Source organism: Stenotrophomonas sp. 80084_Sma, from assembly GCF_056481995.1.
This window is the reverse complement of record NZ_CM151177.1, coordinates 743,753-761,788: the sequence shown is the minus strand read 5'-3', so window position 1 is coordinate 761,788 and position 18,036 is coordinate 743,753. Positions and strand designations below refer to the sequence as shown.

Sequence of the window (18,036 nt, the reverse complement as noted above, 5' to 3'; positions counted from 1 at the left end):
GCCCCTATGCAAGGGATGGGGCAAGCTACCGTCCGTTTTCGCCCGAATCCGAACCGCGTGCGCCGAGCCCTCCGCCTGCTTCCCCTGCCTCTGAGCATCGCCATCAGCCTGCCGGCGATGGCCGATGATAAGCCGCTCAACTGGGGCCTGTGCCCGGCCACCGACGTCATTCCCGCGTTCACCGACGCCCCCACCCCGGTCCCGGCCCAGGACAAGGCTGCTGCCGCAGCCGCCCGCGAGAACCAGCCGACCGACATCGAAGGCGACCAGCTGCTGGGCACCACCACGGTGCCGCAGTACGAGGGCAACGTGGCGCTGCGCCGGGGTGACCAGTTCGTCGGTACCGACAAGCTCAGCTTCGACACCGAGACCGGCAACTACATCGCCGACGGCAATGTCCGCTACCAGGACGGGTCGATCCGGATGGTCGCCAAGCGCGCCGAAGGCAACCAGGAAAGCGACACCCACAAGATCTCCGACATCAAGTACCAGCTGGTGTCGCGCCGGGGCAACGGTGATGCCGAGTCGGTCGACCTGCAGGGCGCGGTCGGCCAGATGCACCGCTCCACCTACACCACCTGCGACCCGTCGCAGCCGGTGTGGAAGCTGTCGGCGCCGCAGATCGAAGTGGACAACGACGAAGGCTTCGGCACGGCCCGCAACGCCGTGCTGCGGATCGGCAAGGTGCCGGTGCTGTGGGCGCCATACTTCAAGTTCCCGATCGATGACCGCCGCAAGACCGGCCTGCTGTTCCCGCAGCTGGGCATGTCCGGGCGCAATGGCTTCGATTATGCGCAGCCGATCTATTTCAACCTGGCGCCGAACTACGACGATACCCTGACCCCGCGCTACATGAGCCGGCGCGGCCTGCTGCTCGACAACGAGTTCCGCTACCTCTACAACGGCGGCCGTGGCGAGGTGCTGACCAGCTACATGCCCAACGACAAGCTGCGCGACCGCGACCGCGGCCGGGTGATGTTCGACGGCTACCACAACGTGAACAGCCACTGGCAGGCCCGCGCCAACCTGGCCTGGGTGAGCGACGAACGCTATGTCGAGGACTTCGCCAACCGCCTGGTGGGGGTGACCGCCTCCAACCTGCAGAGCACCATCGGCCTGTACGGCACCGGCCAGAACTGGACGGCCGGCATCATGGCCGACCGCTGGCAGCTGACCGACTACACCCTCGACGAGCGCGCCCTGCCCTACAACCGCGAGCCACGCCTGTTCTTCAACTGGAACAAGCCGGTGCTGCCGTGGCTGGAAACCGGCATCTACACCGAAGCGGTGCGCTTCACCCACGACGACGTCAACTTCAAGTACGACGCCAGTGCCGGCACCGACCTGCAGTACACCCGCAACGGGCAGGTGCAGCGCATGTTCGGTGGTTCGCGCCTGGACGTGAAGCCCTACGTGTCGTTCCCGATCAGTGGCGCAGCCTGGTACGTAACCCCGACCCTGGCCTACCGCTACACCGCCTATGACCTGGATCGCGGCCTGGCCGACAGTGTCCGCCGTACCGTGCTCACCTCCCAGGGCATCGATCCGAACACCGCCACGCCCGAGCAGCTGCGCGGCAATACCTCGCCCAGCCGCAGCCTGCCGATCGGCAGCCTCGATGCCGGCCTGTTCTTCGACCGCGAGACCACCATCCGCGGCAAGTCGTTCCTGCACACCCTGGAGCCGCGCCTGTTCTACCTGCGCACGCCCTACCGCAACCAGGACGAGCTGCCGATCTTCGACACCCGTGACTTCACCTTCAGCTGGGGCCAGCTGTTCCGCGACTCGCGCTATACCGGCGCCGACCGCCAGAACGATGCCAACCAGCTGACCCTGGCACTGGGCACCCGCTTCATCGACCAGACCACCGGCAAGGAACGCTTCTCGGCCGCGATCGGCCAGATCCAGTACTTCGACGAATCGCGGGTGAGCACCTCGCCGGGCGGCGCGCCGGTGGAGAAGGGCAAGTCGGCATGGATCGCCGACGGCAACTACATGATCAACGACCGCTGGACCCTGGGCGCCACCTACCAGTGGGACCCGAAGTACAAGCGCGAGGATCTGGCCAGCGTCCGCGCCCGTTATCTGATGCCCAACGATGGCGTGATCAACCTCAGCTACCGCTACCGCATCAATGCCGGCGCCCCGGCAACCGCCAACAAGCATGACCGGACCCTGCTGGAGCAGGCCGACCTGTCGTTCCTGTACCCGCTGAATGCGCGCTGGAGCCTGGTGGGCCGGTATTACTACTCGCTGCAGGACAAGGAACCGCTGGAGATCATCGCCGGCGTGCAGTGGGACAGCTGCTGCCTGGCCGTGCGTGCAGTGGCCCGCCGCTACGTGCGCAACCGCGAAGGCGACATGAACAATTCCATCCAGCTGGAGTTCGTCCTCAAGGGCCTCAGCTCCATCGGCCAGGACACGGACCGTACGCTGCGCCGTGCTATCCTCGGCTACAACCGCGACGACCTCTATCTCGTGCCGCCCAGCAACACCGGGGCGACCCGGGATGACTACGATCCGAATCAGATCCCATGACCAAGCGCTTCCCCGTTCTTCTCGCCTCCCTGCTGGCGGTGTCCAGCGTGTCCGCCCCCCTGCAGGTGCTCGCGCAGGAGGCGCAGCCGTTGGACCGCATCGCCGCCGTCGTCGACGAGGACGTGATCCTGCAGAGCGAGCTCCAGCGTGCGATCGCCAACATCAAGGCGCAGTACGCCGGCCGTGAAAACCAGCTGCCGCCGGAAGACGTACTCAGCCGCCAGGTGCTCGAGCGCTTGGTGCTGGTCAAGCTGCAGGTGGCCCGCGCCCAAGGCAGCGGCATCCGCGTCAGCGACCAGGAGCTGAACCAGGCGATGAATGCCATCGCCCAGCAGAACGGCTCGAACCTGGATGCACTGCGCCAGCGCCTGGCCCACGACGGCATCGACTTCAACGATTTCCGCGCTTCGGTGCGCGATGAAATCACCGTGCAGCGCCTGCGCCAGAGCTTCGCGCAGAGCCGCATCAGCGTCAGCGAGGGCGAAGTCGACGCCGCCCTGAAGCAGCAGGCCACGGTTGGCAATCAGTACCACCTGGCGCACATCCTGATCGCCCTGCCCGACGGCTCCAACGCCGACCAGATCGCCACCGGCCAGAAGAAGGCCGAAGGCGTGAAGGCCCTGCTGGACAAGGGTGAGCTGGACTTCAACGCCGCCGCCGTGCGTTATTCGGACAGCCCCAACGCGCTGGAAGGCGGCGACCTGGGCTGGCGCAGCCTGGACGAAATCCCGCAGGCCTTCGCGCAGATGATGGAAAAGATGAAGCCCGGCGAAGTGGTCGGCCCGATCCGCGGCCCCAGCGGCTTCCAGCTGCTGAAGCTGGTGGAAGTGCGTGATGCCAGCGCCGCCAGCGGTGGCGAGCACACGGTCACCGAGTACCACGGCCGCCACATCCTGGTGCGCGTGGACGATCACCAGACCGACGCTGCCGCCAAGGCCAAGATCGATACCCTGCGTGCCCGCATCGCCGGTGGCGCGGACTTCGAGACCGTGGCCAAGGAGTCCTCCGAGGACAACAACAGCAAGGGCCAGGGCGGCGATCTGGGCTGGTTCCCGGCCGACGCGTTCGGTCCGGCGTTCGGCCAGCAGGTGTCCGGCATCCAGGACGGTGGCGTCAGCCAGCCGTTCCGCACCGATGCCGGCTGGCACATCGTGCAGCGCGTGGGCACCCGCCAGACCGACGTGACCACTGACAACCAGCGTGCCCAGGTCCGCGAGACCATCGGCCGCCGCAAGCTGGAAGACGAGTACAACCGCTTCCTGCAGGAACTGCGTGGCGAAGCCTACGTCAGCTTCCGCAGCGGCGACCGCGCGGAAAACACCGCCACGCCGCCGCAGTCCTGACCGATGCGCCCCGAGCTCGCTCTGGTACCGGGCGAGCCCGCCGGGATCGGCCCGGAGCTGTGTGTCCGCCTCGTCCAGCAGCCGCGTGAAGATTGCCGGCTGCTGGCCTTCGCCGACCCGGATACCCTGCGCGCGGCCGCGGCCGCGCTGAACCTGCCCCTGCAGCTGTTGCCCGAGGACGCCGAAGCACGCGTCCCCGGCGATCTGCGTGTGCGCGTGGTGGCCAATACCGTGCCCAGCCACTTCGGCCAGGCCAATCCGGCCAATGCCGGCGCCGTCATCGGCGCCCTGCTCGGTGCCGGCCAGGCCTGCCTGTCCGGCGAACTGCACGGCGTAGTCACCGGCCCGGTGCACAAGGCGGTCATCAACGAAGGCGGCATCGCCTACAGCGGCACCACCGAACTGCTGGCCGACCAGGCCGGGGTGAAGGTGGTGATGATGCTGGCCAACCACATCGTGCGCGTGGCCCTGGCCACCACCCACCTGCCACTGCGCGAGGTGGCCGATGCGATCACCGCGCCCGGCCTGGAACACACCCTGCGCACCGTGCACGCCGCGCTGCGCCGCGAATTCGGCCTGCCCGCGCCACGCATCGCCATGCTCGGCCTGAACCCGCATGCCGGTGAAGACGGTCATCTGGGCCGCGAGGAACTGGACCTGGTCATCCCGCTGCTGCAGCGCCTGCGCGCGGAGGGCATGGACCTGATCGGGCCGCTGCCGGCCGATACCGCCTTCCTGCCGGCCAAGCTGGCAGGCTTCGACACCGTGCTGGCGATGTACCACGACCAGGGCCTGCCGGTGCTGAAGTATTCGGGCTTCGAGCAGGCGGTGAACCTGACCCTGGGCCTGCCCTACCCGCGCGTGGCGGTGGACCATGGCACCGCGCTGGACCTTGCCGGCCGCGGCATTGCCGATCCTTCCAGCCTGCAGGCGGCAACGACGTTGTGTGCGCAGCTTGCGCGGCAACGTACACTGAGCGCATGAATTCCCCGCATTCCCCCTCCGGCCCGGTGTTCACCGCCCCGGCCAAGAAGCAGCTTGGCCAGCATTTCCTGGCCGACCGCCACTACATCGACAAGATCGTGATGGCGGTCAACCCGAAAGACGGTGACCGCCTGGTCGAGATCGGCCCCGGCCAGGGCGCGATCACCCTGCCGCTGCTGCGCGTGCATCCGAAACTGACGGTGATCGAGTTCGACCGCGACCTGATCGCGCCGCTGACCGCCGCCGCCGAGCCGCTGGGCGAGCTGACCATCGTCCACCGCGACGTGCTGCGCGTGGACTTCACCGAGCTGGCTGCCGGCCAGCCGATCCGCCTGGTCGGCAACCTGCCCTACAACATCTCCTCGCCGATCCTGTTCCATGCACTGGAACATGCGGCGGTGATCCGCGACATGCACTTCATGCTGCAGAAGGAAGTGGTCGACCGCATGGCCGCCGGCCCCGGCAGCAAGGTGTACGGCCGGCTCAGCGTGATGCTGCAGGCCTACTGCCAGGTGACCTCGCTGTTCGTGGTGCCGCCGGGCGCGTTCCGGCCGCCGCCGAAGGTCGATTCGGCCGTGGTGCGGCTGGTGCCGCGTGACCCGGCCACGATCAACATCCACGACCACAAGCGTTTCGCCGAGGTGGTCAAGGCCGCCTTCGGGCAGCGCCGCAAGACCCTGCGCAACGCCCTGAACAACGTGGTGTCCGCCGAACAGTTCGTTGCCGCCGGCGTGCGTCCCGATGCCCGCGCCGAACAGCTGGACGTGGCCGAATTCATCGCTTTGGCCAATGCCTCCTGATTACACTGCCGGTATGGAAGACGCTGACGTTTATGCCATCTCCGTCGAAGTCGCACCGCGCTTCCTCGACGATCAATCCGCGCCGGAAGACGGGCGCTATGCGTTCGCCTACACGATCCGCATCCACAACCAGGGGCGTGTTGCCGCGCGCCTGGTCGCACGCCACTGGCGCATCACCGATGCCAACGGCCGCGTCGAGCATGTCGATGGTGACGGGGTGATCGGCGAGCAGCCGCGCCTGCGTCCCGGTGAAGACTTCCATTACACGTCCGGTGTCATGCTGGGGACCGATCACGGGACCATGCAGGGCCACTACGACATGGTCGCCGACGACGGCACCGAATTTGCCGCGCCGGTCGCACCTTTCGTGCTGGCCATCCCGCGTACCCTGCACTGACACGGAGGCCGAACGATGAGTGTGTGGGCGATCGGCGACCTGCAGGGCTGCTATGACGTCACCCAGCGACTGCTGGAGAAGATCCGTTTCGACCCGGCGCAGGACACCCTGTGGTTCTGCGGCGACCTGGTCAACCGCGGTGGCCAGTCACTGGAAACGCTGCGGCTGGTGCATTCGCTGCGCGAGCACAGCGTGGTGGTGCTGGGCAACCATGACCTTTCGCTGCTGGCCGTCGGTGCGCGCACCGAAGAGGAACAGCGCAAGGTCAACCCGGACCTGCTGCGCATCGTGCAGGCCGAGGACCGCGACGAACTGCTCGACTGGCTGCGCCTGCAGAAGCTGGTGCACGTGGACCGCGAGCTGGGCTGGATGATGGTGCACGCCGGCCTGGCGCCGAAGTGGACCACGCAGATGGCCGAGAAGCATGCGGCCGAAGTCGAGGTGCAGCTGCACGGCGCCGGCTACCGCAAGCTGTTCCGCAACATGTACGGCGACAAGCCGAGCTGGGCACCGAACCTGTCCGGCTACGACCGCTCGCGCGCGATCATCAACGTGCTCACCCGCATGCGCTACTGCACCCCGCGCGGGCGTATCGGCATCGAGGACAAGGGCACGCCGGGCACCCAGGAACAGGGGCTGTATCCCTGGTTCGAAGTGCCGGGCCGGGTCGAGCGTGACCTCAAGGTCGTCTGCGGCCACTGGTCGGCGCTGGGCCTGACCATCACCCAGGGCGTGCACGCCATCGACACCGGCGCGGTCTGGGGCGGCAAGCTGACCGCGATCCAGCTCGATACCGATGAACTGCGCGTGGTGCAGGTGCCAGGCCGCGATGTACCGGCACCCGTGCCCAACGCCCGCCCGCCAGCGCGCCCGGCGCACGAGCGCCCGGCTGCACCGGCGCAGGGCAAGGAACAGGACAGCGGCAATGCTCCGGCCGCCAACCCGGGCAACCGCGGCCCGCGCCGTCGTCGTCGCCGTGGTGGCGGTGGTGGTGGTGGCTCCGGCGGTCCCAACAACAACAGCACCCCGCCGCAGGCATGACGCGGCACGGCTGGGCACCATGGACGGTGCTGCTGCTGACGCTGGCCCTGGCCAGCGGCTGCCAGCCCGGCTCGCCGACTGCTCCCACGGCTGCGGACAGCGCTGAACGCACACCGACGCCACCACAGGCGCCTTCGCCGCCACTGGTGGCTGCGGCGCGCGCGCAGATCGGCGTCACCACCCGCTACGACCCTGCCTATCAAGTGCTGGCCTATCCCGGCGGTGACGTGCCACTGGATCGCGGCGTGTGCACCGATGTGGTGGTGCGCGCCCTGCGCAGCCAGGGCCTGGACCTGCAGGCACGCGTGCATGAAGACATGCGCGGCAACTTCAGTGCCTATCCGGCGATCTGGGGCCTGTCACGGCCGGACCGCAACATCGATCATCGGCGTGTACCGAACCTGATGCGCTGGTTCGAACGGCAGCGCTGGCAGCAACCGATCACCGCCCTCGCCACCGACTATGCGGCCGGTGACATCGTTGCCTGGAAGCTCAACGGCAACGGCCTGCTGCATGTGGGTATCGTCTCCGACCGACGCTTGGCCAATGGCACGCCGCTGGTGCTGCACAACATCGCGCGCGGCACGCGGGAAGAGAACCTGCTGTTCCAGCACACGATCATCGGGCATTACCGGATGCCGTAGGCAATCCTGTAGAGCCGAGCCATGCTCGGCTACGGGATGTGTCCGGCAACAGCAGCCGAGCATGGCTCGGCTCTACAAATGCGCAGCGATCAGCGGCGCACGTAGTGCACAAAGCGGAACGCGTAGGCGTGGCGTTCGTCGGCCGGGTGCGGCTCGCTGCTCACTTCCCGCCAGTCCTGCACGTCCACTTCGGGGAAATGGGTATCGGCGGGGACTTCGGCATCCACCCAGGTCAGGTACAGGTCACTGGCCTGGTCCAGCAGCTGGTGGAAGATCTCGCCGCCGCCGATGATGCACAGTTCGCTGGCGGCCTCGCCTTCGGCAATCGCCTTCGCCTCGTCCAGTGACGCCACCGCGCGCATGCCATCGAATGGCACCTGGCCGCTGCGGGTCAGCACCAGGTTGGTCCGCCCCGGCAGCACGCGGCCGATCGACTCGGCGGTCTTGCGCCCCATCAGGATCGGCTTGCCCAGGGTGAGCGCCTTGAAATGCTTGAAATCATCCGGCAGGTGCCAGGGCATGGCATTGCCCTGGCCGATGCCACGGTTGCGGTCCAGCGCCACGATCATCGACAGCTTCATTGCTACCACCTCCTCAGCTGGCGTCGATCTGCAGGCGTTCGCAGGCAGCGTTTGCGGCACTGGCGGCCTGCAACGCCGCAGCCAGCGCAGGGCTGGACGTGGTCTGCTCATCCAGGCCAGCGAGGATCTTCTGCTTCTGCGCCTCTTCGATCTCCTTCAGGCCCGGTCCCGACAGGATCTCTGCCGACAGCGCAGCGATATCGTCGCTGGCGCCGCGCGCCAGGAACGCTTTCAGCTGGTCGTTGGAATAGACGGTGGCCAGACCCTGTTCAAGCTCACGCTGATACGCCGGGTTCTCGACGCCCGCCTTCAGGTGCTCGGTCATCGCCGTGTACATGCCGGTTACCGCCTCACGCATCTGCGCCCGGCAGCCTTCCGGAACATCCTGGGGCAGCATCGTGCTGCCGTTGAATGCTCCGGCGAACGCCTGCACTTCCTCGCGCATGTGCTTGTGCACGATCTGCTCATTGACCTGCCTGGCCAACGACAGCGCATCGGCCGGTCCGGCCTGCACCATGGCCAGCGGCAGCAGGCCGCACAGCGCCAGCAGACCCCTGGAGATCAGGCGGGTACTCATACCGCCACCGGCGCCTTGATGGCCGGATGCGGATCGTAGCCGTCGATGCGGATGTCGTCGAACTGGAAGCCGAACAGGTCGGTCACCTCCGGGTTCAACCACAGCGTCGGCAGTGCGCGCGGTTCACGCGACAGCTGCTCGCGCGCTTGCTCGAAGTGGTTCGAATACAGGTGCGCATCGCCTAGCGTGTGCACGAAGTCACCCACGCCCAGGCCGGTGGCCTGCGCCACCATGTGAGTCAGCAGCGCGTAGCTGGCAATGTTGAACGGCACGCCGAGGAAGATGTCGCCGCTGCGCTGGTACAGCTGGCAGCTGAGCTTGCCGTCCACCACGTAGAACTGGAACAGGTTGTGGCACGGCATCAGCGCCATCTGCGAGAGCTCGCCCACGTTCCAGGCGCTGACCACCAGCCGGCGCGAGTCGGGGTTGCGCTTGATCTCGTCCACCAGCCATTGCATCTGGTCGATCTCACCGCCATCGGCGGTAGCCCAGCTACGCCACTGCTTGCCGTAGACCGGGCCGAGGTCGCCGTTCTCGTCGGCCCACTCGTCCCAGATCCGCACCTGGTTGTCCTTCAGGTAGCCGATGTTGGTGTCGCCCTTCAGGAACCACAGCAGCTCGTGGATGATCGAGCGCAGGTGCAGCTTCTTGGTGGTGACCAGCGGGAAACCGTCTGCCAGGTTGAAGCGCATCTGCCAGCCGAACACGCTGCGGGTGCCGGTACCGGTACGGTCGCTCTTCTCGGCGCCGTGTTCCAGCACGTGCGAGAGCAGGTCCAGGTAAGCCTTCATGCCTTGCCCTCGACAGCCACTGGCAGCTGCGGCTGCAGCACCGGCGCGCGGCGCGACATCGCCAGCAGCACCAGGCCGAAGACGATCAGCGGCACGCACAGGATCTGGCCCTTGGTCAGCCAGCCGAAGGCAACGTAGACGCCGTTGTCCGGCATGCGCACGAATTCCACCGCGAAGCGGAAGACACCGTACAGCAGCGCGAACAGGCCGCCCACCAGGTAGCGGTGGCGCGGCTTGGCCGACACCGTCCACAGCACCACGAACATCACCAGGCCTTCCAGCAACGCTTCATACAGCTGCGAGGGATGGCGGGCGAACTGGTTCAGCGCGCCGGTGGCGAACTGCGCCTGCAGGGTGGCGTGGTCGAGCTGGTTCAGCGGTGCCGGCAGGCCGGACGGGAACACCACGCCCCAGCTGCCGTCGGTGTACTTGCCCCACAGCTCGGCACCAATGAAGTTGCCGATGCGGCCGAAGCCCAGGCCCAGCGGCACCAGCGGCGCCATGAAGTCCATGGTGTCGAAGAAATGCAGGCGGTGCTTGCGCGACCACCACCAGCAGGCGGCGATCACGCCCAGCAGGCCACCGTGGAAGCTCATGCCGCCGTCCCACACCTTGAACAGCAGCAACGGGTTGTGCAGGAAATCACCCAGCGCGTAGAACAGCATGTAGCCGATGCGTCCGCCCAGCACCACGCCCAGCATGGCGTAGAACAGCAGGTCGGAGAAACCATTGGCATCGACTCCCGGCAGGCGCCCATCGGCGATGCGCTTGCGGCCCAGCAGCCAGGCTGCGGTGAAGCCGAGCAGGTACATGATGCCGTACCAGTGCACCTTGATCGGCCCCAGCGAGAGGGCGATGGGGTCGATGTCGTGGAAATAGATCATGGAAGGTGCCTTGCGGTTGAACGCCTATTCTCGGGCCAGTGCCGCCCCGGCTCAACCAAGGAGCTGGGGCGAGTTCGGCAACGCGTCATCGTTCGACCGCGTCGAGGCCGGAAAGTGCCCTTCGATCAGGCTGGAGACCTCGTCGATGGCATCCTGCAGCGCTTCCACCGGATGGGAACCACGCAGGCCCTCGCGCAGGTGGGTGCAGACCCGCTGCCACTGTGCCGGGCTGACCCGGCCGTGCAGGCCCCGGTCGGCAACGATCTCGATGGCGTGATCGGCCAGCAGCAGGTAGATCAGTACACCGTTGTTGTGGGTGGTATCCCAGGTGCGCAGGCGGGCAAAGGCATGCTCGGCGGCCTGGCGCGGGGTCACCCTGTGCCACAGCGCGGCCAGCGGCAGGTCCGCTTCCACCGCGAACATCACCTGCCCGCCGTGGCGCTGCTCACCGGCCGCAATGGCCTCGGTGATCGCCTGCAATGTGGCGGGCGGGAACGCGCGCCGTACCGACGGCGAAAACACGTGCCGACATAGACGTTGGATCATCACCAGCCCCCCGAAGCACCGCCACCACCGGAGCGGCCACCACCGCCACCCCAGCCGCCACCACCACCAAATCCACCGCCCCCACCGAAGCCGCCTCCGCCGCCCCAGCTGCCACCGCCCCAGCCGCCGCCACCGGCAAAGCGGCCCGGATGGCCGGAGAGCATGGCCACGATCAGCCCTACGATGCCGGCCAGGCCACTGGCCAGCAGCGTGGACGTGAACAGGAACGCCGCCAGCGCCGCACCGGCACCACCGAGCAGGCCTCGCAGCGGTCGCGGCACGCGCGAGAACACGCCGCGCAGGATGCTGCCGGCGAACACACCGATGAACAACGCCAGGAACCAGGTATCGCCGCCACCGCCAGGCTCCCGCCCGCGATGGCCACTGACCGGTGCAGGCAGCGTTTCGCCGTCGATCAGCTTGACCAGCACCGCCGTGGCGTCGGTGATACCACCGGCGTAGTCGCCGCTGCGGAAGCGCGGCACCAGGTATTCCTGGATGACCCGGTTGGCGATGGCATCGGGAATGGCGCCTTCCAGACCGTAGCCCGGCTCGATGCGCACGCGCCGGTCGTCCTTGGCCACCACCAGCAGCACCCCGTCATCCACGCCCTTGCGGCCGATCTGCCACTGGTCGAAGACCCGCGTGGTGTACTGCGCGATGTCCTCCGGCTGGGTGGTCGGCACCACCAGCACCTGCAGCTGGCTGCCCTTGCGCTGCTGCAGTTCGATCGCCTGCTGCACCAGCGCCTGCTTCTGCGTGGCGTCCAGCGTGCCGGTGGTATCGACCACCGGCGAATCCAGCGCAGGAACCGGCGCCAGCTGCTGCGCATGCGAGGCCAGCGGCAGCCACAGCAGCAGGGCCAGCAGCGCAGAGGCCAGGCGCATCGATCAGGTCCCCGGCTGCGGTGCCGGCTGCTGCTGCGGCGCGTTGCCGAAATCGACCGCCGGCGCGTTGGAGATCTGCGCTTCGTTGTCCACGGTGAAGTTCGGCTTGGTCTTGTAGCCGAAGATCTTGGCGGTGATCACCTGCGGGAACGAGCGGATGTAGGTGTTGTAGTCCTGCACCTGCTGGATGTAACGGCCGCGGGCGACGGTGACCCGGTTCTCGGTACCTTCCAGCTGCGCCTGCAGGTCGCGGAAGTTCTGGTTCGACTTCAGCTCCGGGTAGTTCTCGGTGACCACCAGCAGCCGCGACAGCGCGCTGCCAAGTTCGCCCTGGGCCTGCTGGAACTGCTTGAGCGAGGCTTCGTCGTCGGCATTGACGTTGATCTGGCCGACACGCGAACGGGCGTTGGTCACTTCAGTCAGCACACGCTCTTCCCGGCTGGCGAAGCCCTTCACGGTCTGCACCAGGTTGGGCACCAGGTCGGCGCGGCGCTTGTACTGGTTGATGACCTCCGACCAGCTGGCCTTGACCGCTTCATCCTTCTGCTGGATGGCGTTGTAGCCGCAGCCGGAGAGCAGGGAGGCCAACAGCATCAGGGGCAGGACACGGGTGAACAGGCGCATGGCGGAGGTTCCGGGTGGGCTTGGCGCCGAGCATGCCATGGTTCGGGTGAAAGACCGGCCATCGGGCGCCGCCCCCTCCGCGGTGGTTGTTTGCTGGTTCTCTGGGGGTGGCCGGGAGGGTGGGTTGGCTGGGGGGCGCTGCAAGTACGTCCATGTAAGCTCGATCGCCGCATCCATGCGGCTCACGCCCCCAGCCAACCCACCCTCCCGGCCACGGACAATTTCCTGCGCACCGCGGGAAGATCACAAAGAAAAAAACAAAAGCAAAAGCCGGTTCTTCGGGCATTCGTGTCGACCAAGGTCGACACCTACCAAAGCAGAACGACGTTCCGACAGACCGCGGGAATCTGTCGAAGGCGGGGTGGGTCCGGTTGCGGGGGTGTCCGCGGCATGGATGCCGCGGCCAAGCCTCCATGGACGGATTCACGGCGTCCCCCGCAACCGGCCCCACCCCGCCAACCCACGGAATGCAGGCTGTTGCTGTTGCTTCGGCGGGTGCAGGGCGCAGCCCTGCCGGAACCCCACATCACTCAGCAAGCCTCAGCCACCGCAGTGCGCGGACGCCCCAGCCATGCCAGCAGCAACCCCGAGGCCGCCAGCAGGCCACCGGCCACCGGAATCGCGGCGTAGCCCAGGCCCGAACTGATCACCGCACCGCCCAGCGCCGCACCCACGGCATTGCCCAGGTTGAACGCACCGACGTTGATCGACGACGCCAGTCCCGGCGCCTCGCTGGCCGCCTGCATCACCCGGATCTGCAACGGCGGCACGATGGCGAAAGTCGCCGCGCCGAACAGCAGCACACCCAGCGCCGCCGTGGCGTGATTCATGAAGGCCAGCGGCAGCACGAACATCAACACGGCCAGGACCGCCAGCAGGATGCGGGTGGCACCATCCAGCGACCAGTCGGCCATGCGCCCACCGATGCCGTTGCCGAAGGTGAAGCCGATACCGATCAGCGCCAGCGACATCGCGATGAAGGCGTTGGAGGCACCGGTCAGTTCGGTCAGCACCGGTGCCACGTAGGTATAGAGGGTGAACATCGCGCCGGCGCCAAACACGGTGGTAGCCATCGCCAGCAGCACCTGCGGCTGCAGGATCGCTCTCAGTTCGCGGCGCACGTCCGGGCGCGGCCCCGGCGCGGATGCCGGCAGCGCGAGGCCGAGCGCGGTGATCGCGACCAGGCCCAGCACCGCAGTACCGGCGAAGGACAGACGCCAGCCCAGCTGCTGGCCCACCCAGGTGGCCAGCGGCACACCGCCGATGTTGGCGATGGTCAGGCCCATGAACATGGTGGCCACGGCGGCAGCCTGCTTGTCCTTCGGCACCAGGCTGGCGGCAACCACCGCACCGATGCCGAAGAAGGCACCGTGATTGAGGCTGGTGACCAGACGCGACAGCAACAGCAGGCCGTAGTTCGGGGCCAGTGCCGAGAGCAGGTTGCCGACCACGAAGATCGACATCAGCAGCATCAGCGCGGTGCGCTTGCCAAACCGTCCCATCAGCAGGGTCATCACCGGCGCACCCAGCATCACGCCCACGGCATAGGCGGTGATCAGCATGCCGGCGGTGGGAATGTTCACGCCGACGCCGTCGGCAATGACGGGCAGCAGGCCCATCGGCGCGAATTCAGTGGTGCCGATGGCGAAGGCGCCGACGGCAAGGGCCAACAAGGCGGCTCTGGAGTTCATGGGGTCATCCTGCGTGGGGCAGGTCCTGGAAAAGAGCGCGTAGCCTGCGCGCTTTGCTGCCGCGGATTAAGCCTCGCCCCGGGAAAACACTGTTGACCTCAATTCACAGCTGGCGGGAACCTCCCCGCCGGGCATGGCCCGGCGAGCCCAATGGGTCCCATAACGCAGAACCCCCGGCGCTGGCCGGGGGTTCTGGGACACACATTTGCCTGTGATCTGCTTACCAGTCGCCAGCACCCGGCACGTGGTGATCGCGTGCGCGGCGGCGCATCAGCAGGTTCAGCCATTCCACCAGCACCGAGAAGCCCATGGCGGCATAGATGTAGGGCTTGGGCACGTGCACGTCCAGGCCATCCAGGATCAGCACCGCACCGATCAGCAGGATGAAGGCCAGTGCCAGCATCTTCACGGTCGGGTTTGCGTCGATGAAGCGGCCCAGCGGGTTGGCGGCCAGCAGCATCACCAGCACCGACAGCAGGATGGCGGCGACCATCACCGGGATGTGATCGGCGATGCCGACGGCGGTGATCACCGAGTCCAGCGAGAACACGATGTCGATGATGGCGATCTGCAGGATGACCATGCCGAATACACCCGAGGCCTTGCTGGTGGCCGGGTTCTCGTCTTCGCCACCGGTGATCAGTTCCTTGATCTCCATGTAGCCCTTGATGATCAGGAACAGGCCACCGACGATCAGCACCAGGTCGCGGATGGAGATGCCCATACCAGCCACGGTGAAAAGGTTGGCGGACATGTGCGCCAGATAGGCCAGCGACACCAGCAGGGCGATGCGGGTAATGCAGGCCACGGCGATGCCGAGCTTGCGCGCGAACGGGCGACGCTCTTCCGGCAGCTTGCTGACCGCGATGGAAATGAACACCAGGTTGTCGATGCCGAGCACGATTTCCAGTGCGCTCAGGGTGAACAGGGTCACCCAGGCATTGGGGTCGGCGAGGAACTCAAAGGACATGGAAACTCTTCAGGGCAGTGGGGGAATGGGGATCAGCCGTAATTGCCGGCCATTGCATGCGGGACCACAACCAGCGCCCAGCACAGAAGCACGTTCATCATCAGCACGAAGACCGCCGCCGAACCCATGTCCTTGGCGCGGCCGGCCAGCTCGTGGATCTCGCTGCCGTAACGTTCGATCACCGCCTCGATGGCCGAGTTGGCCAGTTCCATCGCCAGCACCAGCAGCATCGAGCCGATCAGCAGCGCGCGCTCGACCGGGGTCTGGCCCAGCCAGACCGCGACCGGGGTCAGCAGGATCAGCAGGTAGACCTCCAGCCGGAACGAGGACTCATGCAGCCAGGCGGCGCGCAGGCCCTGCCAGGACCAGCGGGCGGCCTGGAAGATGCGGCGCGGGCCGCGGGGCAGATGGCCGAACTGATCAGCCACGGGTGGAACATCCAGCAACAGGGGCGCGGCGCAGCGACCGCTCAGACGCACGGCAGGGAATCATGGGTGCACAGGGATAGGCAGATGGCCGCCATTTTGCCACAAGGCCGCCAGCCGCATCCCGGCACCGGCCCGGTGAATGGACTGCCAGGGGCAAGCCCCGGCCCGCCCCAGCTTCTATGATGGCTTTCCCCTTCCCTGCTGGAGCGCCTGATGTCCCGTCGCCGTACCTGCCTGCTGATGCTGGGCCTGCTGACCGCCGCCCCCCTGGCCCAGGCGCTGAGCCCGGCCAAGCCGCCGCGCGTGCCCGAGCAGGTCTCCAACGTGGCCTGGGCCGGCGACATGGCCCACTTTGCCAGCGCCGACCAGGCCAGCCCGCCGCCACGGGGCGGCATCGAGTTCATCGGCAGCTCCTCGATCCGCTTCTGGGAGAGCCTGGCCACCGACTTCCCCGGCGAGCCGGTGTTCAACCGTGGTTTCGGCGGTTCGGAAGTGCGCGACAGCACCTGGTATGCCGACCGCATCGTGGTGCCGTATGCACCGTGCAAGGTGTTCTTCTACGCCGGTGACAACGACCTCAACAGCGGCCGCAGCGCCGTGCAGGTGCGCGACGATGTGGTTGCCTTCGTGCAGCGCGTGCATCGCGACCTGCCGAAGACGAAGGTGGAGTACCTGTCGATCAAGCCAAGCCCGTCGCGCGTGCACCTGCTGCCGGCGATCAACGAGGCCAACACGCTGATCAAGGCAGCCCTGGCCAAGCTGCCCAACACCGGTTTCACCGACGTCTACACGCCGATGCTCGGCACCGACGGCCAGCCGGATGCGTCGCTGTTCCGCGAGGACATGCTGCACATGACCCCGGCCGGCTATGCGATCTGGACCAAGGCGCTGGCGCCGAAGGTGAAGTGCGATTGAAGAAGGCTGCGGCCTCGCTCCGGTAGATGCCAACCTTGGTTGGCATGGGGCACCGGCGTGAATCCTGTTGAAAGCGCCGACCAAGGTCGGCATCTACCGAGGCAGCAGGTGCCGCGTCAGCGGAACACCACCGTGGCCTCGGTGCCCTGACCCGGCTCGCTGGCCAGGCTGACCTTCCAGCCGAAGCGGTCGCACAGCCGGCGCACGATCGACAGGCCCAGGCCGGTGCCCTGCGGGCGGCTCGGCTCGGCGCGGTAGAACGGCTCGAAGGCCCGCGACAGTGCGTCGGCCGACATGCCGATACCGGTATCGCGCACCACCACCCGATCGTTGTGCACATGCACGTCGATGCGCCCCTCATCGGTGTAACTGCACGCGTTGCGCACCAGGTTGCTGACCACCACCTGCAGCACCCGCGGCGGCGCATGCAGCTGCACCGGGCCATCGCTGTGCAGGTGCACCGATACCGAGCGCGTACCCAGCAGCTCGTTGGCGTTGTCCACCTCGTAGCGGACGATGTCGTTGACGTCGAACAGCTCGATCTGCGGCTCGACATCGGCCTCGCGGGCCAGGATCAGGAACGCATCGATCACCGCCTCCATGTCGCGCCCGGCGCGCTGGATACGCTGCAGGCTGCGGCGCAGGCGCGGCTCCAGGCTGTCATCGCCCAGCGCCATGTCGCTGGCCACGCGGATCACGGTCAGCGGTGTGCGCAGCTCATGGCTGGCATCGCGGGTGAAGTTGCGCTCACGGGCCACGTGCGCGCTGACCCGGTTGGCCAGTGAATGCAGTGCGGCAGCCAGCTGCCGGGTCTCGCCCTGCATGTCCGCCGGCAGCTTGTTCGGCTCCAGGTCGGCCGCCTCGGGATGGCCCGGGTCCCAGCGCGAGACGCGTCGCGCCAGCCAGTTCACCGGCGATACCAGGCGCTTGGAAGCACGATAGGTGACCCAACTGGCGCCATACACCGCCAGCAGGGTCAGCAGCACCGGCACGATGCCGAACCAGAACGCCAGCATCTCCGCACGCGAACGCAGGAATACCAGGTAGAGGCGGCCGGCCGGGCGCACATCGACCAGCACCAGCTGGTCGTCCTTGGGCAGTTCGTGGAAGCCGGGCTCCAGGTTGCGCAGATTGGCCGGCAACGACAGGGCCGACTGCCCGCTTTCCAGCAGGTAGCCACGGATGTTCTGGGTGTTGGGTGGCGGCTGCACCGGCGAGGCCTCGTGCAGCGTCCAGAAGTACGCCGCCTCCTCGCGCAGGGCGGCGCCGACCAGGCTGTGCTTGATCACCAGCGAAACCAGCCACGCACCGAGCAGGATGCCCAGGCTGGCCAGCACTGCCTGCAGGATGAAAGCGATACGGATCTTGCGCGGCAGGCCGTGCGGCATTGCGGGG

The 18,036-nt window shown here is 67.2% G+C and carries 19 protein-coding genes; 8 read left to right on the top strand and 11 right to left on the bottom strand.

Annotated elements, in window-relative coordinates:
- Positions 1-57: 57 nt before the first annotated feature.
- From lptD to ACZK3W_RS03385, 7 genes are read left to right on the top strand one after another with little or no spacing between them, the layout of a single operon-like run.
- Positions 58-2,538 carry an LPS-assembly protein LptD gene (lptD, locus tag ACZK3W_RS03415; protein WP_423175598.1) on the top strand — a complete coding sequence of 827 codons (2,481 nt, stop codon included), beginning with the start codon at positions 58-60 and terminating at the stop codon, positions 2,536-2,538.
- Positions 2,535-3,881: a peptidylprolyl isomerase gene (locus ACZK3W_RS03410; RefSeq protein ID WP_032129906.1), complete on the top strand. Its 1,347-nt coding sequence runs from the start codon at positions 2,535-2,537 to the stop codon at positions 3,879-3,881. The genes lptD and ACZK3W_RS03410 overlap by 4 nt, the downstream gene beginning before the upstream one ends.
- Positions 3,882-3,884: 3 nt before the next feature.
- Positions 3,885-4,865 (top strand): 4-hydroxythreonine-4-phosphate dehydrogenase PdxA, encoded by a 981-nt coding sequence (gene pdxA / locus ACZK3W_RS03405; RefSeq protein WP_478450483.1) that lies wholly within the window; start codon positions 3,885-3,887, stop codon positions 4,863-4,865.
- On the top strand, positions 4,862-5,665 hold the full coding sequence (rsmA, locus tag ACZK3W_RS03400) for a 16S rRNA (adenine(1518)-N(6)/adenine(1519)-N(6))-dimethyltransferase RsmA (RefSeq protein ID WP_049398140.1): 804 nt from the start codon (positions 4,862-4,864) through the stop codon (positions 5,663-5,665). The genes pdxA and rsmA overlap by 4 nt, the downstream gene beginning before the upstream one ends.
- 13 nt (positions 5,666-5,678) lie before the next feature.
- Positions 5,679-6,062 carry a Co2+/Mg2+ efflux protein ApaG gene (gene apaG, locus ACZK3W_RS03395; protein ID WP_005412297.1) on the top strand — a complete coding sequence of 128 codons (384 nt, stop codon included), beginning with the start codon at positions 5,679-5,681 and terminating at the stop codon, positions 6,060-6,062.
- Between the two features lie 15 nt (positions 6,063-6,077).
- The gene (locus ACZK3W_RS03390; protein ID WP_478450482.1) at positions 6,078-7,103 is read left to right on the top strand and encodes a symmetrical bis(5'-nucleosyl)-tetraphosphatase; all 1,026 of its coding nucleotides are present in this window, start codon (positions 6,078-6,080) and stop codon (positions 7,101-7,103) included.
- Positions 7,100-7,747, top strand: coding sequence for a DUF1287 domain-containing protein (locus ACZK3W_RS03385; protein WP_478450481.1), 648 nt, complete (start codon positions 7,100-7,102; stop codon positions 7,745-7,747). The genes ACZK3W_RS03390 and ACZK3W_RS03385 overlap by 4 nt, the downstream gene beginning before the upstream one ends.
- An 89-nt stretch (positions 7,748-7,836) precedes the next feature.
- On the opposite strand, the gene ACZK3W_RS03380 is transcribed toward ACZK3W_RS03385, so the two are convergent.
- The 10 genes from ACZK3W_RS03380 to ACZK3W_RS03335 all read right to left on the bottom strand — a co-directional run bounded on the left by ACZK3W_RS03380 (position 7,837) and on the right by ACZK3W_RS03335 (position 15,726).
- Positions 7,837-8,328 carry a dihydrofolate reductase gene (locus ACZK3W_RS03380; protein WP_478450480.1) on the bottom strand — a complete coding sequence of 164 codons (492 nt, stop codon included), beginning with the start codon at positions 8,326-8,328 and terminating at the stop codon, positions 7,837-7,839.
- Positions 8,329-8,341: 13 nt separating this feature from the next.
- Positions 8,342-8,905 carry a hypothetical protein gene (locus ACZK3W_RS03375; RefSeq protein ID WP_329894088.1) on the bottom strand — a complete coding sequence of 188 codons (564 nt, stop codon included), beginning with the start codon at positions 8,903-8,905 and terminating at the stop codon, positions 8,342-8,344.
- Positions 8,902-9,696 (bottom strand): thymidylate synthase, encoded by a 795-nt coding sequence (locus tag ACZK3W_RS03370; RefSeq protein WP_049398135.1) that lies wholly within the window; start codon positions 9,694-9,696, stop codon positions 8,902-8,904. The genes ACZK3W_RS03375 and ACZK3W_RS03370 overlap by 4 nt, the downstream gene beginning before the upstream one ends.
- Complete coding sequence (gene lgt / locus ACZK3W_RS03365; protein ID WP_478450479.1) at positions 9,693-10,580, bottom strand: prolipoprotein diacylglyceryl transferase; 888 nt, start codon at positions 10,578-10,580, stop codon at positions 9,693-9,695. Before lgt ends, ACZK3W_RS03370 begins: the two co-directional genes overlap by 4 nt.
- Positions 10,581-10,631: 51 nt before the next feature.
- Complete coding sequence (locus ACZK3W_RS03360) at positions 10,632-11,126, bottom strand: TPM domain-containing protein (protein WP_012479191.1); 495 nt, start codon at positions 11,124-11,126, stop codon at positions 10,632-10,634.
- Positions 11,126-12,013, bottom strand: coding sequence for a TPM domain-containing protein (locus ACZK3W_RS03355; RefSeq protein WP_478450478.1), 888 nt, complete (start codon positions 12,011-12,013; stop codon positions 11,126-11,128). The genes ACZK3W_RS03360 and ACZK3W_RS03355 overlap by 1 nt, the downstream gene beginning before the upstream one ends.
- Before the next feature lie 3 nt (positions 12,014-12,016).
- Complete coding sequence (locus tag ACZK3W_RS03350) at positions 12,017-12,637, bottom strand: LemA family protein (protein ID WP_478450477.1); 621 nt, start codon at positions 12,635-12,637, stop codon at positions 12,017-12,019.
- A 530-nt stretch (positions 12,638-13,167) separates the two neighbouring features.
- A complete protein-coding gene (locus tag ACZK3W_RS03345; RefSeq protein WP_478450476.1) occupies positions 13,168-14,328 on the bottom strand; it encodes an MFS transporter in 1,161 nt (386 codons plus the stop codon).
- Between the two features lie 220 nt (positions 14,329-14,548).
- The gene (locus ACZK3W_RS03340; protein WP_004144462.1) at positions 14,549-15,298 is read right to left on the bottom strand and encodes a TerC family protein; all 750 of its coding nucleotides are present in this window, start codon (positions 15,296-15,298) and stop codon (positions 14,549-14,551) included.
- A 32-nt stretch (positions 15,299-15,330) separates the two neighbouring features.
- Positions 15,331-15,726, bottom strand: a complete 396-nt coding sequence (locus ACZK3W_RS03335; RefSeq protein WP_032129924.1) for a diacylglycerol kinase — start codon at positions 15,724-15,726, stop codon at positions 15,331-15,333.
- 213 nt (positions 15,727-15,939) lie between these two features.
- Between ACZK3W_RS03335 and ACZK3W_RS03330 the strand changes: the two genes are divergently transcribed.
- Positions 15,940-16,641: an SGNH/GDSL hydrolase family protein gene (locus tag ACZK3W_RS03330; RefSeq protein ID WP_478450475.1), complete on the top strand. Its 702-nt coding sequence runs from the start codon at positions 15,940-15,942 to the stop codon at positions 16,639-16,641.
- A gap of 116 nt (positions 16,642-16,757) precedes the next feature.
- Here ACZK3W_RS03330 and ACZK3W_RS03325 read toward each other — a convergent pair whose 3' ends face one another.
- On the bottom strand, positions 16,758-18,029 hold the full coding sequence (locus ACZK3W_RS03325) for a sensor histidine kinase (protein WP_478450474.1): 1,272 nt from the start codon (positions 18,027-18,029) through the stop codon (positions 16,758-16,760).
- Positions 18,030-18,036: the final 7 nt, after the last annotated feature.